This window comes from Nocardioides sp. Root1257 (assembly GCF_001425175.1).
Taxonomy (GTDB): domain Bacteria; phylum Actinomycetota; class Actinomycetes; order Propionibacteriales; family Nocardioidaceae; genus Nocardioides.
Genome location: NZ_LMDV01000008.1, coordinates 644,280 through 668,980 on the forward strand (window position 1 = coordinate 644,280; position 24,701 = coordinate 668,980).

The 24,701-nt window shown below is 71.4% G+C and carries 23 protein-coding genes and 1 tRNA gene; 19 read left to right on the forward strand and 5 right to left on the reverse strand.

Annotated features, from left to right (window positions below):
* Positions 1 to 109: 109 nt before the first annotated feature.
* The 13 genes from mfd (at position 110) to ASC77_RS11270 (ending at position 13,725) form a co-directional block, all read left to right on the forward strand.
* Complete coding sequence (gene mfd, locus ASC77_RS11210; RefSeq protein ID WP_414813183.1) at positions 110 to 3,589, forward strand: transcription-repair coupling factor; 3,480 nt, start codon at positions 110 to 112, stop codon at positions 3,587 to 3,589.
* Positions 3,586 to 4,254 (forward strand): hypothetical protein, encoded by a 669-nt coding sequence (locus ASC77_RS11215; RefSeq protein WP_156391033.1) that lies wholly within the window; start codon positions 3,586 to 3,588, stop codon positions 4,252 to 4,254. The genes mfd and ASC77_RS11215 overlap by 4 nt, the downstream gene beginning before the upstream one ends.
* A 12-nt stretch (positions 4,255 to 4,266) precedes the next feature.
* Positions 4,267 to 4,875, forward strand: a complete 609-nt coding sequence (locus ASC77_RS11220) for a MazG family protein (protein WP_056152284.1) — start codon at positions 4,267 to 4,269, stop codon at positions 4,873 to 4,875.
* Positions 4,876 to 4,893: 18 nt separating this feature from the next.
* Positions 4,894 to 5,274 (forward strand): response regulator, encoded by a 381-nt coding sequence (locus tag ASC77_RS11225; RefSeq protein ID WP_056793419.1) that lies wholly within the window; start codon positions 4,894 to 4,896, stop codon positions 5,272 to 5,274.
* On the forward strand, positions 5,271 to 7,310 hold the full coding sequence (locus ASC77_RS11230) for an ATP-binding protein (protein ID WP_056152290.1): 2,040 nt from the start codon (positions 5,271 to 5,273) through the stop codon (positions 7,308 to 7,310). The genes ASC77_RS11225 and ASC77_RS11230 overlap by 4 nt, the downstream gene beginning before the upstream one ends.
* Before the next feature lie 32 nt (positions 7,311 to 7,342).
* Complete coding sequence (gene eno, locus ASC77_RS11235; protein ID WP_056152293.1) at positions 7,343 to 8,620, forward strand: phosphopyruvate hydratase; 1,278 nt, start codon at positions 7,343 to 7,345, stop codon at positions 8,618 to 8,620.
* Positions 8,621 to 8,635: 15 nt separating this feature from the next.
* On the forward strand, positions 8,636 to 9,226 hold the full coding sequence (locus ASC77_RS11240) for an FtsB family cell division protein (protein WP_056152296.1): 591 nt from the start codon (positions 8,636 to 8,638) through the stop codon (positions 9,224 to 9,226).
* Between the two features lie 12 nt (positions 9,227 to 9,238).
* The gene (locus ASC77_RS11245; protein ID WP_056152298.1) at positions 9,239 to 9,724 is read left to right on the forward strand and encodes a DUF501 domain-containing protein; all 486 of its coding nucleotides are present in this window, start codon (positions 9,239 to 9,241) and stop codon (positions 9,722 to 9,724) included.
* Positions 9,709 to 10,623, forward strand: coding sequence for a Ppx/GppA phosphatase family protein (locus tag ASC77_RS11250; protein ID WP_056152300.1), 915 nt, complete (start codon positions 9,709 to 9,711; stop codon positions 10,621 to 10,623). Before ASC77_RS11245 ends, ASC77_RS11250 begins: the two co-directional genes overlap by 16 nt.
* Before the next feature lie 80 nt (positions 10,624 to 10,703).
* The gene (locus tag ASC77_RS11255) at positions 10,704 to 11,513 is read left to right on the forward strand and encodes a uracil-DNA glycosylase (RefSeq protein WP_056152304.1); all 810 of its coding nucleotides are present in this window, start codon (positions 10,704 to 10,706) and stop codon (positions 11,511 to 11,513) included.
* A gap of 48 nt (positions 11,514 to 11,561) precedes the next feature.
* On the forward strand, positions 11,562 to 12,842 hold the full coding sequence (locus ASC77_RS11260) for a PAS domain-containing sensor histidine kinase (RefSeq protein WP_056152308.1): 1,281 nt from the start codon (positions 11,562 to 11,564) through the stop codon (positions 12,840 to 12,842).
* Positions 12,843 to 12,905: 63 nt separating this feature from the next.
* Positions 12,906 to 12,979 (forward strand) — tRNA-Leu (locus tag ASC77_RS11265).
* Between the two features lie 86 nt (positions 12,980 to 13,065).
* Positions 13,066 to 13,725 (forward strand): calcium-binding protein, encoded by a 660-nt coding sequence (locus tag ASC77_RS11270; protein WP_162249818.1) that lies wholly within the window; start codon positions 13,066 to 13,068, stop codon positions 13,723 to 13,725.
* Here ASC77_RS11270 and ASC77_RS11275 read toward each other — a convergent pair.
* The gene (locus tag ASC77_RS11275; RefSeq protein ID WP_200944955.1) at positions 13,722 to 14,795 is read right to left on the reverse strand and encodes a hypothetical protein; all 1,074 of its coding nucleotides are present in this window, start codon (positions 14,793 to 14,795) and stop codon (positions 13,722 to 13,724) included. The two genes, ASC77_RS11270 and ASC77_RS11275, sit on opposite strands and share 4 nt — an antisense overlap.
* 233 nt (positions 14,796 to 15,028) lie before the next feature.
* Positions 15,029 to 15,382, reverse strand: coding sequence for an MmcQ/YjbR family DNA-binding protein (locus ASC77_RS11280; RefSeq protein WP_056152316.1), 354 nt, complete (start codon positions 15,380 to 15,382; stop codon positions 15,029 to 15,031).
* 143 nt (positions 15,383 to 15,525) lie between these two features.
* Between ASC77_RS11280 and ASC77_RS11285 the strand changes: the two genes are divergently transcribed.
* Positions 15,526 to 16,401 carry a Bax inhibitor-1/YccA family membrane protein gene (locus tag ASC77_RS11285; protein WP_056152318.1) on the forward strand — a complete coding sequence of 292 codons (876 nt, stop codon included), beginning with the start codon at positions 15,526 to 15,528 and terminating at the stop codon, positions 16,399 to 16,401.
* Positions 16,402 to 16,489: 88 nt separating this feature from the next.
* Here the strand turns inward: ASC77_RS11285 and ASC77_RS27200 are convergent, their stop codons facing one another.
* The 3 genes from ASC77_RS27200 to ASC77_RS11295 are packed head-to-tail and all read right to left on the reverse strand — an operon-like array spanning position 16,490 to position 19,213.
* Positions 16,490 to 16,633 (reverse strand): hypothetical protein, encoded by a 144-nt coding sequence (locus ASC77_RS27200; protein ID WP_200944956.1) that lies wholly within the window; start codon positions 16,631 to 16,633, stop codon positions 16,490 to 16,492.
* On the reverse strand, positions 16,630 to 18,129 hold the full coding sequence (locus tag ASC77_RS11290) for a glycosyltransferase family 2 protein (protein WP_056152321.1): 1,500 nt from the start codon (positions 18,127 to 18,129) through the stop codon (positions 16,630 to 16,632). Before ASC77_RS11290 ends, ASC77_RS27200 begins: the two co-directional genes overlap by 4 nt.
* A 55-nt stretch (positions 18,130 to 18,184) precedes the next feature.
* The gene (locus tag ASC77_RS11295; protein WP_056152324.1) at positions 18,185 to 19,213 is read right to left on the reverse strand and encodes an SGNH/GDSL hydrolase family protein; all 1,029 of its coding nucleotides are present in this window, start codon (positions 19,211 to 19,213) and stop codon (positions 18,185 to 18,187) included.
* Between the two features lie 78 nt (positions 19,214 to 19,291).
* On the opposite strand from ASC77_RS11295, the gene ASC77_RS11300 reads away from it, so the two are divergent.
* The 5 genes from ASC77_RS11300 (at position 19,292) to ASC77_RS11320 (ending at position 24,687) form a co-directional block, all read left to right on the forward strand.
* On the forward strand, positions 19,292 to 20,692 hold the full coding sequence (locus tag ASC77_RS11300; protein ID WP_056152327.1) for a cystathionine beta-synthase: 1,401 nt from the start codon (positions 19,292 to 19,294) through the stop codon (positions 20,690 to 20,692).
* Positions 20,693 to 20,760: 68 nt separating this feature from the next.
* Complete coding sequence (locus ASC77_RS11305; RefSeq protein WP_056152330.1) at positions 20,761 to 21,210, forward strand: Zn-ribbon domain-containing OB-fold protein; 450 nt, start codon at positions 20,761 to 20,763, stop codon at positions 21,208 to 21,210.
* Positions 21,207 to 22,400, forward strand: coding sequence for a lipid-transfer protein (locus ASC77_RS11310; protein WP_082574638.1), 1,194 nt, complete (start codon positions 21,207 to 21,209; stop codon positions 22,398 to 22,400). The genes ASC77_RS11305 and ASC77_RS11310 overlap by 4 nt, the downstream gene beginning before the upstream one ends.
* 158 nt (positions 22,401 to 22,558) lie before the next feature.
* Positions 22,559 to 22,873 carry a GIY-YIG nuclease family protein gene (locus tag ASC77_RS26590; RefSeq protein ID WP_156391035.1) on the forward strand — a complete coding sequence of 105 codons (315 nt, stop codon included), beginning with the start codon at positions 22,559 to 22,561 and terminating at the stop codon, positions 22,871 to 22,873.
* Between the two features lie 359 nt (positions 22,874 to 23,232).
* On the forward strand, positions 23,233 to 24,687 hold the full coding sequence (locus ASC77_RS11320; RefSeq protein ID WP_056152333.1) for a cytochrome ubiquinol oxidase subunit I: 1,455 nt from the start codon (positions 23,233 to 23,235) through the stop codon (positions 24,685 to 24,687).
* Positions 24,688 to 24,701 lie beyond the last annotated feature (14 nt).

The following is a 24,701-nucleotide window of genomic DNA, read 5'->3' on the forward strand; positions in this document are numbered from 1 at the left end:
CTCGTTGACCGGGGGCTGTCGTGCTGTTCCGTGCTCCTCCGAAAGGCTCCCCGTGCACCTCTCCGGCCTCGCCGATGCCGTCCTGGCCGACCCCACGCTCGCGCAGGTGATGGCGGACGCGCGCGACGGCCGGATCGCCACGCTGGACCTGACCGCACCCGAGGCGATGCGGCCGTACGTCGTGGCCGGGCTGGTCCGCGAGGGCCGCACCGTCCTCGCCGTGACCGCGACCTCCCGCGACGCGGAGGACCTGGTCGCGGCGCTCGGCGACCTGGTCGACCCGGCGACGGTCGCCTACTACCCGAGCTGGGAGACGCTGCCCCACGAGCGGCTCAGCCCGCGCAGCGACACCGTCGGCCGTCGGCTCGCGGTGCTGCGCCGGCTCAAGCACCCCGGCACGGACGTGTCCAACGGTCCGCTCAAGGTGGTCGTGGCGCCGGTCCGGTCGGTGCTCCAGCCGCAGGTGAAGGGGCTGGCCGACCTCGAGCCCGTGGAGCTCGCGGCCGGCGACACTGCGCCGCTCGACGACGTGGTGCGGCGGCTCGCCGCGGCGGCGTACTCCCGCGTCGACCTGGTCGAGAAGCGCGGCGAGTTCGCGGTGCGCGGCGGCATCGTCGACGTCTTCCCGCCGACCGAGGAGCACCCCCTCCGGGTCGAGTTCTGGGGCGACGACGTCGAGGAGATCCGCAGCTTCTCGGTCGCCGACCAGCGCACGCTCGACAAGGTCGAGCGGCTCTGGGCGCCGCCGTGCCGCGAGCTGCTGCTGACCGACCAGGTGCGCGAGCGTGCCGCCGAGCTCGGCCGGCAGCACCCGCAGCTGCTCGAGCTCACCGACAAGATCGCGGCGGGCATCGCGGCCGAGGGCATGGAGTCCCTGGCGCCGGTGCTGGTGGACGAGATGGAGCTGCTCGTCGACCTGATGCCCGACGACACCCACGTGCTGGTCCTCGATCCCGAGCGGGCGCGCAGCCGGGCGCACGACCTGGTCGCGACCAGCGAGGAGTTCCTGGGCGCGAGCTGGGCGGCCGCTGCCGGTGGCGGCACGGCGCCCATCGACACCTTGATGCTGGGCATGGGCGCCGCGTCGTACCGCGAGATCGGCGACGTCCGGGGCATCGTGCTGGCCTCCGGCAGGGCGTGGTGGACGGTCAGCCCGTTCGGCCTTGGCGCCGACGACGAGACCCGCGTCCTCGGCTCGCGCCCCGCGGAGGCCTACCGCGGCGAGATGGAGCGCGCGATCGGCGACATCGGCGGGTGGCGCCGCGACGGCTACCGGGTGGTCGTCGTGCACGCCGGCCACGGCCCGGCCGAGCGGATGCGCGAGGTGCTGGCCGAGCACGACCTGCCGGCGCGCGTCGTCGAGGACCTGCAGGAGGCGGCCGATCTCTCCGACGCCGTCATCACCATCACCTGCGGTGCCGCGACGCACGGCTTCGTCGACGACACCAACCACCTCGTGCTGCTGACGGGGGAGGACCTGTCGGGGCAGAAGGCGTCCACCCGCGACATGCGGCGGATGCCGGCGCGGCGCAAGAAGCAGATCGACCCGCTCGAGCTCAGTGCCGGCGACTACGTCGTGCACGAGCAGCACGGCGTCGGCCGCTTCGTCGAGATGAAGCAGCGCGAGGTCGGCGGCGCCGTCCGTGAGTACCTCGTCCTCGAGTACGGCGCGAGCAAGCGCGGCGGACCGCCCGACCGGCTCTACGTGCCCGCGGACGCGCTGGACCAGGTAACCCGCTACGTCGGTGGCGAGTCGCCCTCGCTCGACCGGCTGGGCGGCGGCGACTGGACCAAGCGCAAGAACAAGGCGCGCCGCGCGGTCCGCGAGATCGCCGCCGAGCTGATCAAGCTGTACGCCGCGCGCCAGGCCACGAAGGGCTATGCGTTCGGCCCCGACACCCCCTGGCAGGGCGAGCTCGAGGACGCCTTCCCGTTCCAGGAGACCCCCGACCAGCTGAGCACGGTCGACGAGGTCAAGGGCGACATGATGCGCACCGTCCCGATGGACCGGCTGGTCTGCGGCGACGTCGGCTACGGCAAGACGGAGATCGCCGTACGCGCGGCGTTCAAGGCCGTCCAGGACGGCAAGCAGGTCGCGGTCCTGGTGCCGACGACGCTCCTCGTCACCCAGCACCTGAGCACGTTCAGCGAGCGGATGAGCGGCTTCCCCGTCGTGCTCAAGGGGCTGAGCCGCTTCCAGACCGACGCGGAGGCCCGCGAGGTGATCGCCGGTCTCCAGGAGGGGTCGGTCGACATCGTGGTCGGCACCCACCGGCTGCTCAACCCGGACATCCGGATGAAGGACCTCGGCCTGATCATCGTCGACGAGGAGCAGCGCTTCGGCGTCGAGCACAAGGAGCAGATGAAGCGACTCCGCACCTCGGTCGACGTGCTGTCGATGTCGGCGACGCCGATCCCGCGCACGCTCGAGATGGCGATCACCGGCATCCGCGAGATGTCCACGATCACCACGCCGCCCGAGGAGCGGCACCCGGTGCTGACGTACGTCGGTGCCTACGAGGACCGCCAGATCATCGCCGCCGTACGCCGGGAGCTGCTGCGCGAGGGCCAGGTCTTCTACATCCACAACCGGGTCAACTCGATCGAGAAGGCGGCCGCCCGGATCACCGAGCTGGTGCCCGAGGCGCGGGTCGCGGTCGCCCACGGCCAGATGGGCGAGCACCAGCTGGAGCAGGTGATGCTCGACTTCTGGGAGAAGCGCTTCGACGTGCTCGTCTGCACCACGATCGTCGAGTCCGGCCTCGACGTCTCCAACGCCAACACGATGATCATCGAGCGCGCGGACACGCTCGGCCTCTCGCAGCTGCACCAGCTCCGGGGCCGGGTCGGGCGCTCGCGCGAGCGCGCGTACGCCTACTTCCTGTACCCGCCCGAGAAGCCCCTCACCGAGACCGCGCACGAGCGGCTCGCGACGCTCGCGCAGCACTCCGACCTCGGCGGTGGCATGGCGATCGCGATGAAGGACCTCGAGATCCGCGGCGCCGGCAACCTGCTCGGCGGCGAGCAGTCGGGCCACATCGCCGACGTCGGCTTCGATCTCTACGTCCGACTCGTCGGCGAGGCGGTCAACGAGTTCAAGGGCGGTGAGGCGCCCGAGCTCGACGAGGTCCGCATCGAGCTGCCGGTCGACGCCCACCTGCCGCACGGCTACATCCCGAGCGAACGGCTCCGGCTGGAGATGTACAAGCGGCTGGCCGAGGTGCGCACCGACGACGACGTCGACCAGATCAACGAGGAGCTCCTGGACCGCTACGGCGAGCCGCCGGTCGAGGTGATGTGCCTCCTGCTGGTCGCCCGCTTCCGCGCCCGGGCGCGCCAGGCAGGTGTCCGCGAGGTGACGATCGCGGGCCGCAACGTGCGGTTCGCCCCGGTCGACCTGCCCGACTCGCGCGTGGTCCGTCTCAACCGGCTCTACCCGAAGTCGATCGTCAAGGCGCCGGTCAGCACGATCCTGGTGCCGCGCCCGATGACGTCGGGGATCGGCGGTCAGCCGATCTCGGGCATCGCCCTGCTTGAATGGGCGCGGCAGGTGATCGACTCCGTCATCGACCCCCAGGAGAGCAAGTGACGCGTGTGTCCCCGTTGGCCGGCCTCGCCGTGGCCGGCGCCGTGCTGCTGACCGGATGCGGCTCCGTGCCCGACCTCAACCCGGGCATCGCCGTCGTGGTCGGCGACGACTCCGTCACCACCCGTCACGTCGCCGACCTGTCGTCCGACTACTGCGCCGCCGCCGAGCCCCAGCTCCAGGGGCAGCCGCTGCCGCGGCACTACCTCAACGGCCGGGTCGCGGGCAGCATCGCGTTGCGCTCCGCCGCCGACCAGCTGATGGCCGAGAAGGGCGTCGAGGTGGACCCGTCGTACGCCACGGCGGTGAAGCAGGCCGAGGCCCAGCTGACCGACCTGACCACCGCGCAGCGCGACGCGATCGTCGAGGTGCAGGGCGCCGAGACCTACGTCGCTGCCGCGGAGACGTCCGTCGGTCGCGCCGCACTCGGCGGGTCGCCGTCCGCCGACGACGCGAAGGCCGCTGGGGAGAAGGCGTTCCAGGCCTGGCTCGACGACCACGACGTCCGCATCGACCCGCGCTACGGCGTCGTGATCGAGAAGGGCCAGGCGGTGCTCACGGACACGAGCCTCTCCCAGCCGGTCACCAACACGGCCAAGCAGGCCGACGCCACGACGCCCGACACGACGTACGCCGCGGGCCTGCCCGCGGCCCAGCGCTGCGGATAGTCGGTGGTTGAGGTGCGAGCGGAGCGAGCGTCGAAACCACCATCGACCGGCGAGCCGCTCCTCGACTTCCTCGAGGTGATGCGTCGCCTACGCGTCGAGTGCGCCTGGAAGGCCGGGCAGACCCACCGGTCGCTGGCCCGCTACCTGCTCGAGGAGACGCACGAGACCCTCGAGGCGATCGACACCGGCGACGCGGCGCTGCTCCGTGAGGAGCTCGGCGACCTGCTGCTGCAGGTCTACTTCCACGCGGTGATCGCGGAGGAGTCCGGGGAGTTCACCCTCGACGACGTCGCCGACGACATCATCGCCAAGATGCGCCGCCGCAACCCGCACGTGTTCTCCGACGCACCCGGAGGGACACCGGCGGAGATCAACGAGGCGTGGGAGGCCGTCAAGGCCACCGAGAAGCAGCGCGACTCGGTCACCGACGGGATCCCGCCGACACTCCCGGCCCTGCTCTACGCCGACAAGGTGCTCGACCGCCTCGCCCGTGCGGGCGAGCCTGCTGCGCCGTCGGGGGGCGACCTCGGCGACCGGCTGCTCGCCCTGGTCGCGGAGGCGCGGGAGACCGGCACCGATCCGGAGCAGGCGCTGCGCGACGCCGTACGAAGGCTGCTCTGAGCGGCTAGGGTCTCCCTCATGTCTCGGGTGCTGATCGTCGAGGACGATGTCGATGTGCGCGACTGGATCGCCCACTGCATGCTCCACGACGGCGACGAGATCCGCGGGGTCCCCGACGGGCGTCGGCTGCGGGCGCTCCACGAGGAAGAGCCCGGCTACCTCCCCGACCTGGTGCTGATGGACTACGCCCTGCCCGACACCGACGGGGTCGCGCTGCTCGCCGAGCTGCACGGCTTCTGGGCCGACGTCCCGGCGGTGTTCGTGACCGTGCAGTGGACCGGCGAGATCATCGAGCGGATCCAGCAGACCGGCTACGAACGCATCGCCAAGCCGTTCAACCCCGACGACCTCCGCGCGGCCGCGGGGAGGGCGCTCGAGACGAGGAGGAGCCAGGGGTGAACCGGGTCCGCCTGCTCGACCTGGGTGCCTTCGCGGGCTACTTCGTGCTCGCGGCCTACCTCGGTCGGCTGGCCGTCGTCGACGGCAGCGGGCTGTCGCTCGTGTGGCCGGCCGCGGGGGTCGCCGCCGCCTGGCTCGCGGTGACCGGGTGGCAGCGCTGGCTCGTCGTCGACGCGACCGCGGTCTTCCTCCTCACCCTCGGGGTGTACGCCGCCGTCGGGGCCTCCGTCGGCGTGGTCGTCAGCCTGGCGGCCGCGACCGTCGTCCAGACGCTGGTCTTCGGGCTGCTGGTGAGCCGGTGGGTGCCCGCCTGGTGGGGGTTCGGCGCCGAACCGCCGGCCGGGGTGCAGCGGCTGCGCGACCTGGGCTACCTGCTGGTCGCGGCCCTCGCCGCGGCCGCGGTCTCGTCGCTCGTCGGCCCCACCACGCTTCTCGCGACGACCGACGCCGACTGGACCGTCCTGCTCTCGTGGACCGTGCGCAACTCGGTCGGCATCATCGCGATCTTCCCGCTCTCGATGCTGGCGCGGCACGCCGCCCGCTCGGACTCCCCGGACCGCTCGCCGACCCCGGTCGGGCCCTACCGGGGGAGCGTCCTGGAGCTCGTGGCGCTCGTGGGCGTCAGCATCGGCGCGTGCTGGCTGATCTTCAGCGTGAACGACAGCCTGCCGATCCCGTTCCTCCTCCTCGCGACCTCGGTGTGGGCCGGCACCCGGTTCTCGCCGTGGGTGGCCGACCTGCACGCGCTGGTGCTGGCGGCTGGCGTCGTCGCGTTCACGGTGCTCGGGCGGGGGCCGTTCGCGACCATCTCGGACCCGGTCCAGCAGGTCCTCGTCGTCCAGGCGTACGTCGCGGTCGCGGTCGTGCTCACCCTCTCGCTGTCCGTCGGCCGCCGCGAGAGCCTCGCGCTGAACCAACGGATCGCCGCGTCCGAGAAGGCTGCCACCGAGCAGGCGGCCACGATGCGCACCATCCTCGACACGATGGCCGACGGCGTGAGCGTGGTCGACGGCGAGGGTCGGATCGTGCTGCGCAACCCGTCCGCGGGCGTCCTGGTGGGTGACGTGAAGGCCAACGGCGAGGGTGTGCTGGACGCCGGCGGCTACGACCTGCGGCACGCGGACGGCACCTCCGTCACTGCGGAGGAGTACCGGGCGGCGTTCGCGGGACAGGTCGTCGACAACATGGACCTGTTCGTGCGCACCGCCGACTCCCCGGACGGCCGGATGCTCGAGGTCACGGCCCGACCGATCCCCGGCAGCGACCCGCCGCTCGTGGTCGTCGTCTTCCACGACGTCACCGCCGACCGGCGCGAGCGTGACGAGCTCGCGTCGTTCGCCGGCGTCGTCGCGCACGACCTGCTGAACCCGCTCACCGTCGTCGAGGGCTGGTCCGAGACGATGCTCGAGACGGCCCAGGCCGGCATCGTCGTACCCCCGGAGAAGCAGGTCGACCAGCTCGACCGGATCGTGCGCGCGGCCCAGCGGATGCAGCACCTGATCAGCGACCTGCTCGCCTACACGACGGCGCGCGACCTGCGGATCACGCCGGTGCGCGTCGACCTCCGGGCGATGGTCAAGGACGTCGCCCGGGCCCGGGTCGAGGCGAGCCGGGTCAGCGAGGTGGAGCAGCCGGTCATCACCGTCGACCCGGCGCTGCCCGACGTCCTCGCCGAGCCGGTGCTGCTGCGCCAGGTGATCGACAACCTCGTCGGCAACGCGGTGAAGTACGTCGCGCCCGGGGTGTGCCCCGAGATCGAGGTCCGCGGCCGTCGGGTCGACGGCGACGGCGACGGCGCGCCGATGGTGCTGATCGAGATCGTCGACAACGGCATCGGCATCCCGGAGGACCAGCGGGCCCGGGTCTTCGACACGTTCCACCGCGCGCACCGCGACGGGTACCGCGGCACCGGCCTCGGTCTCTCCATCGTCAAGCGGATCGCCGAGCGGCACGGCGGCACGGCCGCGGCGGCCGCCAACGCCGGTCGCGGTGGGACGACGATGAGCGTGACCTTCCCAGCGGCTGACCTGGACTGATCACGGCGCCCGGACGGCACTAGGCTGGCCGCATGGCATCCATCGAAGCTGTCGGCGCCCGCGAGATCCTCGACTCACGAGGCAACCCCACCGTCGAGGTCGAGGTGCTCCTCGACGACGGCGCGTTCGCGCGCGCCATGGTCCCCAGCGGCGCGTCGACCGGTGCCTTCGAGGCCGTGGAGCTGCGCGACGGCGGCGACCGCTACGGCGGCAAGGGCGTCACGAAGGCGGTCAACGCCGTCATCCAGACGATCGCCCCGGCGATCGAGGGCCTCGCCGCCGACGACCAGCGCCTCGTCGACCAGACGATGCTGGAGCTCGACGGCACGCCCAACAAGGCCAACCTCGGCGCCAACGCGATCCTCGGTGTCTCGCTCGCCGTCGCCCGCGCCGCCGCGGACTCGGCGCAGCTCCCGCTCTACCGCTACGTCGGCGGGCCCAACGCCCACCTGCTCCCGGTGCCGATGATGAACATCCTCAACGGCGGCTCGCACGCCGACTCCAACGTGGACGTGCAGGAGTTCATGATCGCGCCGATCGGCGCGCCCACCTTCCGTGAGGCGCTGCGCTCGGGCGCGGAGGTCTACCACGCGCTCAAGTCGGTGCTGAAGCAGAAGGGCCTCTCCACCGGCCTCGGCGACGAGGGCGGCTTCGCGCCGAACCTCGACAGCAACCGGGCCGCGCTCGACCTGATCGCCGAGGCGGTCGCGGCGACCGGTCTCACGCTCGGCAAGGACATCGCACTGGCGATGGACGTCGCCGCCTCCGAGTTCTTCAAGGACGGCTCGTACGCCTTCGAGGGCGGCAGCAAGTCGGCCGACGAGATGTCGGCCTACTACGCCGACCTGGTGGCGTCGTACCCGATCGTCTCGATCGAGGACCCGCTCGACGAGGACGACTGGGACGGCTGGAAGGCGATCACCGACCAGATCGGCACCAAGACCCAGATCGTCGGCGACGACCTGTTCGTCACCAACGTGGAGCGGCTGCAGCGCGGCATCAGCGGCGGCCAGGCCAACGCGCTGCTGGTGAAGGTCAACCAGATCGGCACGCTGACCGAGACCCTCGACTCCGTCGAGCTGGCGCACCGCAACGGCTACCGCTGCATGATGAGTCACCGCTCGGGCGAGACCGAGGACACCACGATCGCCGACCTGGCCGTCGCGGTGAACTGCGGCCAGATCAAGACCGGCGCCCCCGCGCGCTCGGACCGGGTGGCGAAGTACAACCAGCTGCTGCGGATCGAGGACGAGCTCGGAGATGCTGCGCGCTACTCCGGCGCGTCGGCGTTCCCTCGCTACGGTGCCTGAGCGACCCTAGGAGACATGCCCGAGTCTCGTCGTACGCCGTCGCGCGCTCCGCGCCCCGGCGGCCGCCCCGGACGCGGCCGGAGCGGGTCGACGGGGCGCGGCAGCACGCGCTCGTCCCTGACCGACACCTCCGGGACCGGCAGCCTGCCGGCGGTCCCCGTCGGCCGCCGCCGGCCGCGGGTCACCGGGCGTGCGGCGGTGCTGCTGCTGGTGCTGTCGCTGCTGACGATCTCCTACGCGTCGTCGATGCGGGCCTACCTCGACCAGCGCTCGCACATCGACGACCTCAAGGGCCAGATCGCCCTGCGCCAGGCGCGCATCGACGACCTGGAGCGGGAGAAGCGGCGCTGGGACGACCCGGCGTTCGTGCGTCAGCAGGCCCGCGACCTCAACTACGTCATGCCCGGCGAGACGGCGTACGTCGTGCTCGACGAGGACGGCAAGCCGCTCGACTCGGAGGCGAAGCTCTCCGACCCCGCCGAGGCCGCCCGCAAGGCGCCGACCGCGTGGTGGTCCACGGCGTGGAAGTCCGTCGAGCTCGCCGGCAACCCGCCGAAGCCCGGGGACAAGCCGCAGCCGGCGGACAAGATCGACGAGACGCCCTGACAGGATGGGGACGTGATCGACCCCTCCGACGTCTCCGCCATCGAGGCCCAGCTCGGTCGTGAGCCGCGCGCCATCCACGAGGTCGGCCACCGCTGCCCGTGCGGCAACCCCGACGTGGTCACCACGGAGCCGCGGCTGCCCAACGGCACGCCGTTCCCGACGACGTACTACCTCACCTGCCCGCGCGCGGCCTCGCGGATCGGCACGCTCGAGGGCTCCGGCCTGATGAAGGAGATGCAGGACCGGCTGGCGGAGGACCCGGAGCTGGCCGCGTCGTACCGCGCCGCCCACGAGCGCTACCTCGCCGCGCGGGCGGAGCTGGGCAGCGTCCCCGAGATCGAGGGCATCTCCGCCGGCGGGATGCCCGATCGCGTCAAGTGCCTGCACGTGCTCGCCGGCCAGGCGCTCGCCCAGGGCCGCGGGGTCAACCCGTTCGGCGACGAGGTGCTCGACCTGCTGGGCGCCTGGTGGGAGTCGGGTCCGTGCGTGGACGTGTAGCAGCCATCGACTGCGGCACCAACACGATCAAGCTGCTCATCGGCGCGTTGCCCGACGTGGACGTCCGCGAGATGCGGATGGTCCGCCTCGGCCAGGACCTCGACCGCACCGGCCGGATCGCCGACGAGGCGCTGGTGCGAGCCTTCGCCGCGATCGACGAGTACGCCGCACTGATCGCGTCGTACGACGTGCCGCCGTCGCGGGTGCGCTTCGTCGCGACCTCGGCCTCGCGGGACGCGTCGAACGCCGACGTCTTCGTCGCGGGTGTGCGTGCCCGGCTCGGCATCGAGCCGGAGGTGGTCTCCGGGGACGTCGAGGCGGCGCTGTCCTTCGACGGCGCCGCGCGCAACCTGCGGGAGGCGCCGGCCCTGCCGGTGCTGGTCGTCGACATCGGCGGCGGATCGACCGAGCTGATCCTCGGCAGGTCCGCCCCCGACGAGGCGGACTCGATGGACATCGGCTCGGTGCGCCTGCACGAGCGGCACCTGCACTCCGACCCGCCGACCGCGGCCGAGATCGCCGCCTGCACGGCCGACATCGAGGCCCACCTCGACGCGTGCCCGGTCCGACCCGCCGACGCGGCGACGGTGGTCGGCGTCGCCGGCACCGTCACCCAGCTGGCCGCGGTGGCGCTGGACCTGACGGCGTACTCCCGCGCCGACGTCGACCAGCTCGTGCTCCCCGCGGAGCAGGTCTTCGCCACTGTCGAGCGCCTGCTCGCGATGACCGTCGCCGAGCGCCGCGCCCTGCCCGCCATGCACCCCGGGCGCGCCGACGTCATCGGCGCCGGGGTCCTGATCCTCGACCGGGTCCTGCGGCGCACCCGTGCCTCCGCCCTCGTCGTCTCCGACTCCGACATCCTCGACGGGATCGCCTGGTCGGTCGCCGCGGAGGGATAGTCCCTGACGTTCTGGCCCTCTCCGGGCGCTCGGGAGGACCGGATCGTCAGGGACTACCCCGACGACGGCAGGATGGGGCCGTGAGCAACGTCGCGCCCGGCACCGGCTGGCCCGGCGACCCCGCGACATCGGAGACGCCGGTGGCGGGGACGGCGGCGCAGGTACGCCGGCTCGCGCGGACCGCGGCGGCCGAGGGGCTGGACGAGGTGGACGCCCGGGTGTCGGTCTGCCGGGCCTGCCCGCGGCTGGTGCGCTGGCGCGAGGACGTCGCGCGCGAGAAGCGGGCGGCGTTCCGCGACGAGACCTACTGGGGCCGGCCGATCCCGGGCTGGGGATCTCCCACGCCGCAGATCCTGATCGTCGGCCTGGCGCCGGCAGCCCACGGTGCCAACCGCACCGGCCGCGTGTTCACCGGTGACCGCAGCGGGGACTGGCTGTTCGCCAGCCTGCACCGCGTCGGCCTGGCGCGGCTCCCCACGAGTGTGCGCGCCGACGACGGCCAGGAGCTGATCGGCACCCGGATGGTCGCCACCGTCCGCTGCGCGCCGCCGCAGAACAAGCCGACCGTCACCGAGCGCGACACCTGCGCGCCCTGGATCGAGGCCGAGCTCGGGCTGCTCGTCGAGCACGTGCGCGTCGTCGTCGCCCTCGGCGGCTACGGCTGGGATGCGACCCTGCGCTCGTACGCCGCGATCGGCTGGGACGTGGTGCGGCCCAAGCCGCGGTTCGGCCACGGCGCCGAGGCGCGGCTGGTCGGCGGCGACCGGGAGGTGGTGCTGCTCGGCAGCTACCACCCCAGCCAGCAGAACACGTTCACCGGTCGGCTCACCGAGCCGATGCTCGACGAGGTGCTGGGCCGCGCGGCGGCCCTCGGTGCGCCGCTACGCTGATCCCATGCGCGCATCGTTCCCGGGGATGCACGGCTGGGCCACCCCGTCGTGACGCGGCCCCGACTCTCCGCGACCGTACGCCGGCGCTGGGCCCACGAGTGGGGCTCCACCGCGGACACCGTCCTCGTCGCCGCCGTCTCCGGGTGCCTCGCGGCCACGTCGTACTCGGTGCTGCGCTACCGCCGGGCCCGCACCGCCGTGGCCCAGCACGTCGCGATCGACCGAGCGCTCGCGGAGACGACCGAGCGCTACCGCGCACTCTTCGACTTCCACCCCGACGGCATCTTCTCGCTCAGCCTGGAGGGCCGGTTCACGAGCGCCAACGAGGCCTCCGAGCGGCTGTCGGGCTACTCGCAGGACGAGCTGGTCGGGATGGCCTTCCGCGACCTGCTCCCCGACGACCAGCTGGAGGTCGTCTCCCGCAGCTTCGAGGACGTGGTGGCCCGCCGCTCGCGGCACCTGGAGGCGAGCATCGTGCACCGCGACGGGCACCGCGTCGACCTCAGCCTGACCGGGCTGCCGATCATCGTCGACGACGAGATCGTCGGGGTGTTCGGCATCGCCGAGGACATCACCGCGCGCCTCCAGATGCAGCGGGAGGTCGAGGAGGCCCGCGCGGTCGCCGAGCAGGCCAACGAGGCGAAGTCGCTCTTCCTCGCGACCATGAGCCACGAGGTGCGCACGCCCCTGACGAGCGTGATCGCCGCCTCCGAGATGCTCGACGACACCGGCCTCGACGAGACCCAGCGCAAGCTGACCGACGTCCTGCACCGCTCCGGGACCCGCGCGCTCCGGCTGGTCGAGGACATCCTCGACTTCTCGCGCGTCGAGGCCGGGAAGACCCGCCTCGAGCCCGTCACCTTCGACCCGGCCGCCGTCCTCGACGAGACGTTCGCCCCCGCCCTGGAGGCCGGCCGCGCCCGCGGCCTCGTCGTCGAGGCGTCGTACGGCGAGCTCCCGCCGCTGGTCGTCGGCGACCCGGGCCGGCTCGCCCAGGTCGTGACGAACCTGCTCGAGAACGCCGTGAAGTTCACCGACGCCGGCCGGGTCCGGCTGAGCGCCCACGCCAAGCAGACCGACGCGGGCGCCGACCTCCACGTCGAGGTCTCCGACACCGGGATCGGGATGACCGACGAGCAGGTCCGGCTGGTCTTCGAGCCCTTCCAGCAGGCCGACTCGTCCATCACCCGCCGCTACGGCGGCACCGGGCTCGGCCTCGCGATCTGCCGCCAGCTCGTGGCCCTGATGGACGGCAGCTTCGAGGTCGAGAGCACCCCCGACCGCGGCACCACGTTCGCGGTCCGGCTGCCCCTCGGCGTACCCGACTAGGCTCCGGCGGGACGTCATACGGCTGGAGCATCCGCTTGCTCGATCCGTATGACGTCCGCGAACGCCCCTGTATCCCAACCGGTAGAGGAAGCCGCCTTAAAAGCGGTCCAGTCTGGGTTCGAACCCCAGCGGGGGCACGTTTCGTGTCTGCCGACGCTGGGTCTCCCTGCTGGCTAGAGTCACGGCGACCGGATCGATGTCTCTCAGCTTCCAGGAGATCGCCATGAACCCACGGATGCTGGTCGCCGCGGGGTCTGCCGTTGTCGCAGCGGCGATGTCGTCCGTGGTCCCAGCGGTTCAGGCGAGCTCAGGCGCCATCAGCCATGGCGCGGCGAGCAGTGTCACAGGAACCGCCAGGGCGGATCGATTGCGTGGCTCGGCCGGCGCGGACGTGATCCGCGCACGTGGTGGGATCGACCTCGTCCTTGCTGGGGCCGGTGACGACACCGTCTTCCTCGGTCCCGGTGGCAGCGCGCGGGCGCCCGAGTACGGGTATGGGCAGGGCGGTGACGACCGCATGGACGGCGGTCCAGGAGCGGACAAGCTGGCCGGCATGAGCGGTGCCGACCGCCTTGTGGGTGGCGCGGGTCCGGACCACCTGGTCGGGGGTGGCGATGATGACGTCCTCGACGGAGGTGTCGGTCCCGACTACCTCGTGCCCGGGGAAGGTGTGGATGTTGTCCGCGGTGGGGCCGGCAGCGACACGTTCGAGGTGCAACCTGACGGGGCGAGAGACCTGATCCGTTGCGGTCCTGGCTACGACGAGGTCCTGTACTGGGATGACGTTGACGGTCTCGACGTCGTCGCTGATGACTGCGAACAGGTGCTGTCCAGGGTCTCGCCGCTCAGGCTCGGCGGCGGACAGAGCGCGGCCAGACCCTAGGCCGCGCGGAGGTCCGTCTCCTGCGCGCGCCGCCAGGCGTAGACCGGCTGGTAGCGGTCGTGCAGCGTGGTCATCAGGCTGATCAGGCAGAGGAAGAAGAACGTCGTCCAACCGTGCCCGCTGCGGCCGAGGGTGAAGTCGATCAGCCACACCATCCCGACGTTGACCCCGACCCGGACGACGACGGCCAGCGCCGCGGACTCGATCGACCAGTTGCGGCGCGAGAAGAGCAGCGTGATGACGGCGTTCAGGGCGACGAGCGTGCCGATGGAGACGAAGAGGTCCTGGGTCGACAGCGACACCGTCGGCAGGAAGAGGCCGTAGATCGCGGAGACCAGTCCCACGAGGACGATCTTCTCGGCGGTCATCCAGGACACGACCCAGCCGCCGGCGACGTGGATCGCGGCCAGCTTGGCGCTGGTGTCGACGGCGTCGGGGACCGGGTCGGAGACGATCCGGAAGCGGTGGTCGGGCTCGGGCAGCCGCGGTCGTACGCCGAACCAGAGGATCGCGGCGAGCAGCAGGAGCAGGAGGATCAGCAGCGGCCAGGCCCACCAGTAGTCCTCCAGCGTGTCGGTCACGTCGAGCTCCGCGACGTGCAGCCAGTACTCCTGCGGCAGCTTGATGAAGATCCAGATGAAGCCCGCGGTGAGGATCCAGGCGCGCTGGGTGACCGGACGGGTGTTCCACCGGGTCCGCCACAGCTCGTAGGCGATGAAGAAGTACTCGAACGTGTTCGGGAAGACGAGCAGCAGCCAGCGCTCATGGGTGACCTCGAAGAGGAACGCACCGGCGAGCCGGTAGTAGAAGAGGAACCGCGCAACGGCGAACGCGTGCAGGTTGTCCCAGTTGCGCATCGCGGCGAGGTAGGCGATGGACAGGTAGAAGATGTCCATCGCCTTGTCGTAGTTCTGGTAGCCCGGGGGGTCGAACCCGAAGGCCTGGAAGATCGTCTGGTCCGCGGCGTCGAGCACGAGGCAGGCGATGATCGCCGGCAGCGGGTACCGCGGGATCAGCAGGGGCAGCAGGAACCGACCCGCGACGACCAGGACGAACACCACGTCTTCCACAGGCCTGATCATGGAGGATCCCGGCGATCCGGGACAGCAGGTCCTGCCGGTCGGGACGCCGCGCGTCCGAGACTCGGCCTCGTGACCGTCGTCGCCGCCCGGTCGACCTCCGCCGTCGTACCCCCTCGGTGGTGACGGCGATCGCCGGCGAGCAGGTGGTGGTCGCGGGCCTTTCGTGGGTCAGCCACCGGTCGGTGGTTGAGGTGCGAGCGGAGCGAGCCTCGAAACCACCCCTACGACGGGAGCACGTCGGCCCGGGCGGCGACCAGGTCGGCCGGGGCGGTGAGCCGCCACGCCTCGAAGACGAGCTCGGCGAGCTCGTCGCGCTCGACCCCCTCGAGGTGGACGACCACCCAGCCGAAGCCCCAGGCGGTGAACTGCACCTCGAAGACGTCCGGTCGCTCGCCGACCAGCGCCAGCTGCTCGGCGATGGTCTGCTTGAGCCCGACGGTGCGGGTCGGCTCCCACAGGTAGCCGAAGACGCGGCTGCCCACGTCGAAGCGCCAGTAGCGGTCATGGTCGGACCGGACGACGTCGGGGAGCTGCTCGACCAGCTCGAGGAAGTCGGAGATCTCGCAGCCGGCCACGAGAGGGAGTCTGGCGTACGACGCCGACGGTCGCCGGGAACGTTGCAGCCACGCCCTGCGTTGAACCCAGTGAGCCCGCTTAGGATGGACTCATTGAGGTGACCCGTCACAGCGACGACACCCCCGGCCTCGAGGAGAGACCAATGCAGAGCAACAACCCGGTGTTCCGTCGTTCGGAGGAGTTCAACTCCTCGAACGCCCACGGCAACCAGACCTACGCCGGCAACGGCTCCGGCTACCAGAACTACGGCCAGCCCGGCTACACCGACCCCGCCACGTGGGGCACCGGCCAGCCGGGCCAGCCCGGCACCCCGGCCCCGGTCGCCACCGGCGGGCCGATGACGATCGACTCGGTCGTCCAGAAGACCGCGATCGCGCTCGGCGTCGTCATCGTGACCGCCGCCATCACCTGGGTGATGAGCCCGGACGTCGACCAGAACACCGACCCGTCGGCGATCAGCGGCCTCATCGCCGCGGCCACGATCGGCTCGCTGCTCGCGTTCGTGCTGTCGCTGGTCAACTCGTTCAAGCGGGTCATCAGCCCCGCGCTCGTGCTGCTCTTCTGCGCGGCCGAGGGCGTCGCGCTGGGTGCGATCAGCAAGGTCTTCAACATGGCCTACCCGGGCGTGGTGATGAGCGCCGTGATCGGCACGTTCGGGGCCTTCGTCGGCACGCTCGCGGTCTACAAGTTCTTCAACATCAAGGTCAGCGACAAGTTCCGCCGGATGGTCTTCGCGGCGGTCCTCGGCGTGGTCGCGATCAGCCTGATGGAGGTCGTGCTGAGCGCCTTCGGCGCTCCGATCGGCTTCTTCGACGACGGCAAGCTCGGCCTGATCTTCGCGATCGTCGGCCTCGCGCTCGGTGTCTTCATGCTGGTCCTCGACTTCGACTTCGTCGAGCAGGGTGTCGCCAACCGGCTCCCCGACCGTGAGGGCTGGCGCGCCGCGTTCGCCATGACGGTCAGCCTGGTCTGGATCTACACCAACCTGCTGCGGATCCTGGCGATCATGCGCGAGTGACGCTCCACGCGTACGACGAGGGGCCCCGGGCACACCGCCCGGGGCCCCTCGTCGTTGCGGAGGCGTACGCCGCGCGCCGGGGCCTTGTCTACCCGCGGCGGCGGGACGGGAGCATGTGCCAGACACTGAGCGCAGCGAAGACGATCGTGTTGAACGCGACGAACGTCGCCAGGTGCAGGAACCAGTCGGTCTCGAGGACCGATGACGGCAGCAGGATCCCCAGGAACGTCACGGCGCGACCTGCCTCTCCACGTAGTTCCACTCCGCGCGTCGGTGCAAGCTGATCTGCACGATCGAGGTGACGAAGCAGGCCTGCAGGAAGACGGCGTACCCGAGCTCGAGGACGATCGGCGCCGCCACGAGCCGTCCCGGCCAGCCGGCGTTCCACGCGGTCACCACCCGCTCCGTGATGAAGATGACGCCGATGGCCGTCCAGAAGGGGACCAGCACGAAGCTGTCGGCGGCGAGCAGGCTGATGCCGGCCATCAGCAGGTAGGAGCCGAGCGCGACGACGCCGTACGCCAGCCCGATCTGCTGTGCCCAGTAGAGCCCGGTCGCGCGCGTGAGCCCGTAGGCGCCGATGTTCTCCAGAGCGCCGCGGTGCCAGCGCAGCCGCTGGCGCCACAACGCCCGCGCGCTCGGCATGATCTCCGTGGTCACCCGGCACTCCGGCGGCGAGTCGAGCCTCGCGCCGAGGGTCTTGAGTGCCAGGGTCAGCTCGTTGTCCTCGGTCAGGGCGAGGGTGTCGTAGACCTCGCCGCGATGGCCCGGCAGGAGGGTGCCCCGCGCTGCCGCGACCGCCTCGAGGGCGCCGGCGCGGATGAGGGCAGCGGTGCCGGTGAGCACGAAGACGCGGCCGGGCCGCCGAAGCACGAGGCGCTGGTAGCGGACGAACTCGTTGCGCTGCAGCTGCCCGATGAGCCCCTCTCCGGGCTCGCCGTCGAAGACCCCGCCGACCGCCATCAGATCCGGGTCGCTCTGGAGCAGTCCCAGTGCCACCTCGATGAAGTTCGAGGACAGCGTCGAGTCAGCGTCCATCACCATGACGACGTCGGAGTCGTCTGTGCTCGGGAGGAGGTCGGCCAGCGCCTGGTTCAAGGCGCCGGCCTTCTTCCGGGTGTTGCCGACCGTCGACCGGACCTCCACCCCGATGTCGTCCACCACTTCGGCGGTGCGGTCGGTGCAGTTGTCGGCGATGACGATCACGCGCGCCGGTGGGGTGGTCTGCGCCCGCAGCGACGCGATCGTGCTGCCGACGATCGCCTCCTCGTTGTGTGCGGGGATGAGCACGGTCAATCGCAGCGGTCGGTCCGGTGTGGGGTGCGGGGCCATCGTCTGCGGCCAGTCGACCGGCGTCTCCAGCGCCGGGATCCGATCGCCGAGTGGTCCGAGCACGCGTCGCCGCAGCCGGACCTGGGCGTCCGAGAGTGGCGCCGGCAGGGGGCGGTCGGGGGACAGCACACGCATGGCAGTGGCGGTCTGGGTCGATGCCATGAACATCAGGACGGCGGCGACCCCCAGCACGATCGCTGGCAGCAGGGTCAGGACCGCGTGCGTCAGGCGCAGGGGGAGCGGGAGGCCCCCCTGCTGCGTCAGGGTGCCGTGCTCATCGGTGAGCGCCATCCGGACCGCGGCCAGGGCGAACGCCCCGGCCAGGATCGCCAGGATCGCGGTCGCCCAGCCGAGAACCGCGGCGCGTCGGCGCCATTCGAGTTGCTGGCGGGTCACCGGCCCAGCCTGTCGCGGGCGGTCGGTGTGGCCATCACCCGAACGGGGTGACTGATCAGCCGGCCGTCGCGTCGTCGACCTGCTCCTCGTGCTCCTCCGGTGTCTCGCCCGCGGTGTCAGGGTGCCGGCGGCGGTGCCGCAGCTCCACCCACAGGCCGCGTACGCCGCGCCGGGAGCCGGCCACCTCGGTGCCGCCGAGCTCCGTGCCGGGCTGGTTGACGGCCTGCAGGGCGGCGTCCGTGATGGGCAGGATCCCCTCGCCGCGGTAGGCCTCGGGCTCGGCCTCGTCGTCGGGACCGAGGCCCAGGGCGGCCAGCGTGGACGGCAGCAGCACCTGGGCGAGGGACCGGTAGCCGTGCGCGGAGGGGTGGAACTGGTCCGGCCCGAAGAGCAGGGCGGGCGCGGTGGCGAACTCCGGTCCGAGGATCGAGGCGAGCGAGACCGTGCGGCCGCCCTCCTCGAGCACGGCGATGGTCTGGGCGGCGGCGAGCCGCCGGGACCAGATCCGGGCCACCTGCTTGAGCGGCGGCATGATCGGCTTGATGGTGCCGAGGTCGGGGCAGGTGCCGACGACCACCGCGACGCCGGCCTCGTGCAGGCGCCGGACGGCGTCCGACAGGTGTCGCACCGAGGCCGGCGGCAGCACCCGGTGGGTCACGTCGTTGGCGCCGATCAGGATGACCGCCACGTCCGGCCCGGTCGGCAGCGCGCGGTCGAGCTGGGCGGCCAGGTCCGACGACCGGGCGCCCACGACCGCGAAGGCCCGCAGGTGCACGCGCCGGTCGGCGCGCTCCGCGACGCCGCTCGCGAGCACGGCCCCGGGGGTCTCCTCGACCCGGGCCACGCCGTAGCCGGCGGCGCTCGAGTCGCCCAGCAGCGCGACCTTGAGCGCGGGTCCGGGCCGGCCCCGGCCGTACCAGCCGGTCGAGTCGGGCGGGTCGCCCTCCGCGTTGCCGATCGTGCGCCGCGCGACCTCGGCCTCGACGCGTAGCACGCCGTACAGGCTCGCGCCGAGCACGGACAGACCGCCGCCGCCGTACGCCGCGGCAGAGGCCAGCTTGCGTGCGGCTCCGGCTTTACCCACGCCCTCACCCTACGGAGCCCTACCAGCGGGTATGCACGGGGTTTACGTCGTGGTGACTCTCGCAACTAGATTGACTCAATGCAGTACGTGAACTCACTCCTCGACCTGATCGGCAACACCCCGCTGCTCAGGCTGTCGAAGTCCACCGGCTCCCTCGAAGGCGCAACGGGACCGATCGTCCTGGCCAAGGTGGAGTACCTCAACCCCGGCGGCTCCGTGAAGGACCGCATCGCCACCCGGATGATCGAGGCCGCCGAGGCGTCCGGCGAGCTCCAGCCGGGCGGCACGATCGTCGAGCCGACGTCGGGCAACACCGGTGTCGGGCTGGCGATGGTGGCGCAGGCGAAGGGCTACAAGTGCGTCTTCGTCTGCCCCGACAAGGTCAGCGAGGACAAGCGCAACGTCCTCAAGGCGTACGGCGCCGAGGTGGTCGTCTGCCCGACCGCCGTCGAGCCCGAGCACCCCGACTCCTACTACAACGTCTCCGACCGGCTCGCCTCGCAGCCGGGCGCCTGGAAGCCCGACCAGTACTCCAACCCGCACAACCCGCGCTCGCACTACGAGAGCACCGGCCCGGAGATCTGGTCGCAGACCGAGGGGCGGATCACGCACTTCGTCGCGGGCGTCGGCACCGGCGGCACCATCAGCGGCACCGGTCGCTACCTCAAGGAGCAGAACCCGTCCGTCCAGGTCGTGGGTGCGGACCCCGCCGGCTCGGTCTACTCCGGCGGCTCCGGCCGTCCGTACCTCGTCGAGGGCGTGGGTGAGGACTTCTGGCCGGACGCCTACGACCGCGACGTCGCCGACCGGATCATCGAGGTCTCCGACGCCGACTCGTTCGCGATGACCCGGCGGCTCGCCCGCGAGGAGGCGCTGCTGGTCGGCGGCTCGTCCGGCATGGCCGTGCACGCCGCGATCCAGCTCGCGCACGAGCTCGAGGGCACGCCCGAGGGCGAGAACGCCGTGATCGTCGTGCTCCTGCCCGACTCGGGCCGCGGCTACCTGACCAAGGTCTTCAACGACGACTGGCTGGGCCAGTACGGCTTCCCGGTCGAGGGCGGCGTCGACGTCCCGGTGCAGAGCGTGGGGGAGGTGCTGCGCGGCAAGGACGGGCGGCTGCCTGACCTCGTGCACACGCACCCGGGCGAGACGATCGCCGAGGCGGTCGCGATCCTGCAGGAGTACAACGTCTCGCAGATGCCCGTCGTCCGCGCCGAGCCGCCGGTCGTGGCCGCCGAGGTCGTCGGTTCGGTCTCCGAGCGGACCCTGCTCGACCTGCTCTTCACCGGCGTCGCCCGCCTCACCGACAGCGTCAGCGAGCACATGTCGCCCCCGCTGCCCTCGATCGGCTCGACCGAGCCGGCCTCCGAGGCGGTCGGCGCGCTCGAGGGGGCCGACGCCCTGCTGGTGCACGAGGACGGCAAGCCGGTGGGCGTGGTCACCCGTCACGACCTGCTGGCCTACCTGGCCCGCGGCTGAGACCACCCGCCGCGCTCGCCTATAGTGAGAACACGTTCTACTTTCGGAGCCAGTTCTCAGGAGTGCAGATGACGGCGACCCCGGCGATCGACGGCTGGTTCACCACCGGCCCGGACCCGACGCTGCTCGGGTCCGGCTGCACGACGTGCGGGACGGTGTTCTTCCCACCGACGAGCGGCTTCTGCGCCAACCCGGCCTGCGCCGGTGAGGAGTTCGAGGAGACCGCTCTCTCTCGCCGCGGGACCGTGTGGTCCTACACGGACGCCCAGTACCAGCCGCCCCCGCCGTACGTCGCGCCCGACCCGTTCGTGCCCTTCGCCCTCGCCGCCGTCGAGCTGCCCGACGGACTCGTCGTGCTCGGCCAGGTGGCCGAGGGGTACGGCGTCGCCGACCTGCACGTCGGCGCCGAGGTGGAGCTCGTGGTCGAGCCGGAGCACGCGTCCGATCAGCTGATCTGGCGCTGGCGCCCCTTGATTTCTGGGCGCGTCACCGAGATGGGCGAGGAGGCCGACCAGTGAGCCGCAACGACGTCGCCGTCGCGGGTGTCGGCATGCACCCGTGGGGCAAGTGGGGCAAGAACTTCGTCGAGTACGGCGTGCACGCGTCGCGGGCGGCGCTCGCCGACTCCGGCATCGCCTGGCAGGACGTCGACCTGATCGTCGGCGGCGAGACGGTCCGCAACGGGTACGGCGGCTACGTCGCCGGCGCGACGTTCGCCCAGGCGCTCGGCTGGAACGGCGCGAAGGTCGCGACGTCGTACGCCGCCTGCGCCACCGGCGCTCAGGCCCTCGACACCGCCCGCGCCCGGATCCTCGCCGGGATGTCCGAGGTCGCGCTGGTCGTCGGCGCCGACACCACCCCGAAGGGCTTCCTCGCGCCCAACGCCGGCGAGCGCTGGACCGACCCGGACTGGCTGCGCTTCCGCCTGCTCGGCATGACCAACCCGGCCTACTTCGCGCTCTACGCGCGCCGCCGGATGGACCTCTACGGCGCCACGCCCGAGGACTTCGCGGCTGTGAAGGTCAAGAACGCCAAGCACGGTCTGGAGAACCCGAACGCGCGCTACCGCAAGGAGGTCAGCGTCGACGACGTGCTGACCAGCGCCGTCGTCTCGGACCCGCTGCACCTGCTCGACATCTGTGCGACCTCCGACGGCGCGGCCGCGGTGGTGCTCTGCTCGACGGAGTACGCCGCCAAGCACGGGATCGGAGGCGGCGTGCGGATCAACGCGATCTCCACGGTCACGCCGACCTTCCCGCAGACGGTCATCGACATGCCGCTGCTGTCGACCGACGCCACCAACGCCGTCTCCGCCCCGGAGCAGACGTTCAAGGAGTCGATCGGCCAGGCGGCGTACGACGAGGCCGGCATCGACCCCGCCGACGTCTCGGTCGCCGAGGTCTACGACCTGTCCACCGCGCTCGAGCTGGACTGGATCGAGGACCTCCAGCTCTGCAAGCGCGGCGAGGCCGAGTCGCTGCTCCGCGCCGGTGACACCACGATCGGCGGCCGGATCCCGGTCAACCCGTCGGGCGGGCTCGCCTGCTTCGGCGAGGCGGTCCCCGCCCAGGCGCTCGCGCAGGTGTGCGAGGTGACCTGGCAGCTGCGGGGCCAGGCGACCGGTCGCCAGGTGGAGGGCGCCCGCGTCGGCATCACCGCCAACCAGGGTCTCTTCGGCCACGGCTCCTCCGTGATCCTCAGCGTCTGAGGCACGCCGTACGGCGGCGGTGGTTTCGAGACGGTTGCTAGCGCAACCTCCTCAACCACCGTGGTCCGGTGGTTGAGGAAGGCGCGCTAGCGCCTGTCTCGAAACCACCCCTGTGGAGGACGATCCCGGGACCGGGTGGCGCGGGTGCACGCTGACCCATGCCCTGGACCTACATCGTGGAGTGCGCCGACGGCTCGTACTACGTCGGCAGCACCTGGGACGTCGAGGGTCGGGTGTGGCAGCACAACAGCCCGGATCTCGGCGCCGTCTACACACGTCGCCGTCAGCCGGTGCGGCTCGTGTGGTCGTGCTGGTGGGACTCGATCGAGGAGGCTCTTCTGTTCGAGAAGCGGGTCCAGGGGTGGAGCCGGAAGAAGCGAGAGGCGCTGATCCGCGGCGACTTCGAGGGACTGCCGGGTCCTGCCAAGCGGCGTACGTCGTCCACGGATCGGTGGTTTCGAGACGGTTGCTAGCGCAACCTCCTCAACCACCGTGCTGCGGTTGTTGGCGCAACCTCCTCAGCCACCGTGCTGCGGTTGTTGGCGCAACCTCCTCAACCGCCGTGGCCCGGTGGTTGAGGAAGGCGCGCTAGCGCCTGTCTCGAAACCACGCGGAACGAGACCCACGCCACGCTGGCGACCCCCTCTCCGGACCCCGATGGCGGGCCCGTTCTGACGCGTTGCAGACTTTGAGAAAAGTTTCACAAGCGTCGGATCGGCGGGACCTTTGGCCCGTTCCGGGGGACCCCCGGCACGGGTGCGGGGAGCAGGGTTCTCCCTAGCGTTGGCCCGGCGCAGTCGATCGCGCAGACGTTCTGGGGAGTGGAGACCACGTGGACAGCATTCTCGACATCGCTCGGTGGCAGTTCGGCATCACGACCGTGTACCACTTCCTCTTCGTGCCGCTGACGATCGGGCTGACACTCCTGGTCGCGGTGATGGAGACGCTGTGGCTGCGCACCAAGAACCCGGACTGGCTCCGGCTCACGCGCTTCTTCGGCAAGCTGATGCTGATCAACTTCGCGATCGGCGTGGTCACCGGCATCGTGCAGGAGTTCCAGTTCGGCATGAACTGGTCCGACTACTCGCGCTTCGTCGGCGACGTCTTCGGGGCTCCGCTCGCGATCGAGGCGCTGCTGGCGTTCTTCCTCGAGTCGACGTTCCTCGGCCTGTGGATCTTCGGCTGGGACAAGCTGCCGCGCGGCCTGCACGCCGGGTGCATGTGGATCGTCCACATCGGCACGCTCTTCAGCAGCTGGTTCATCCTGGCGGCCAACTCCTGGATGCAGCACCCGGTCGGCTACAAGTACAACCCCGACACCGGCCGCGCCGAGCTCACCGACTTCGCGGCGGTGATGTTCAACAAGGTCCAGCTGGTGACCTTCCCGCACGTCATCCTCGCGGCGTACATGACCGCGGCGGCGTTCGTGGTCGGCGTCAGCGCCTGGCTCTACGTACGGCGGGCCGAGGACGACCGGCCGATGTACCGACTGGGCATCCGGCTGGGCGCCTGGGTGGCGCTCGTCGCCGGCCTGGGCGTCGCGGTCAGCGGCGACTTCCAGGGCAAGGTGATGACCGAGGTGCAGCCGATGAAGATGGCGGCCGCGGAGGCGCTCTACAACACCGAGGACTCGTGCGCGCCGTTCTCGATCTTCACGATCGGCACGCCGGACGGGAAGACCGAGAAGTTCGCGGTCACCGTGCCGTGCCTGCTGTCCTTCCTGGCCACCGGCAGCTTCGACGGCAAGGTCGAGGGCATCAACGACCTGCGGGCGCAGTACCAGGAGAAGTACGGCCAGGACCCGGGTGCGCGCTACTACGACCCGTCCGGCAACTACACGCCGATCATCCCGGTGACGTACTGGAGCTTCCGCTACATGATCGGCCTGGGCATGGGCGGCGCGTTCCTCGCCGCGCTGATCCTCTTCCTGACCCGCAAGGGCCGGGCGCCGACGTCGAAGTGGTTCGGCCGGATCGCCGTGGCGACCCCGCTCCTCGTGCTCTTCGCCAACTCGGCGGGCTGGATCTTCACCGAGATGGGCCGGCAGCCGTGGGTGGTCTTCGGCCTGATGAACACCAGCAACGGCGACTCCCCGGGGGTCAGCCCGACCGAGGCGTGGATCTCGCTGGTCACCCTGACGCTGCTGTACGGCGGCCTCGCGGTGATCGAGGTCGGCCTGATCCTGCGGACCATCAAGAAGGGTGCCGCCCCGTTCGAGGAGCCACCGAACCCGACCCTCGGCGGCGGCACCGACGACGAAGACCGCCCGCTGGCGTTCGCCTACTAGGAGAGGAGAGACGA

Coding starts and splice junctions, on each gene's coding strand:
- eno (WP_056152293.1), top strand. CDS start 7,343: ATGGCATCCATCGAAGCTGTCGGCGCCCGCGAGATCCTCGACTCACGA.
- ASC77_RS11285 (WP_056152318.1), top strand. CDS start 15,526: ATGCAGAGCAACAACCCGGTGTTCCGTCGTTCGGAGGAGTTCAACTCC.
- ASC77_RS26590 (WP_156391035.1), top strand. CDS start 22,559: ATGCCCTGGACCTACATCGTGGAGTGCGCCGACGGCTCGTACTACGTC.
- mfd (WP_414813183.1), top strand. CDS start 110: ATGGCGGACGCGCGCGACGGCCGGATCGCCACGCTGGACCTGACCGCA.
- ASC77_RS11300 (WP_056152327.1), top strand. CDS start 19,292: ATGCAGTACGTGAACTCACTCCTCGACCTGATCGGCAACACCCCGCTG.
- ASC77_RS11225 (WP_056793419.1), top strand. CDS start 4,894: ATGTCTCGGGTGCTGATCGTCGAGGACGATGTCGATGTGCGCGACTGG.
- ASC77_RS11305 (WP_056152330.1), top strand. CDS start 20,761: ATGACGGCGACCCCGGCGATCGACGGCTGGTTCACCACCGGCCCGGAC.
- ASC77_RS11270 (WP_162249818.1), top strand. CDS start 13,066: ATGAACCCACGGATGCTGGTCGCCGCGGGGTCTGCCGTTGTCGCAGCG.
- ASC77_RS11240 (WP_056152296.1), top strand. CDS start 8,636: ATGCCCGAGTCTCGTCGTACGCCGTCGCGCGCTCCGCGCCCCGGCGGC.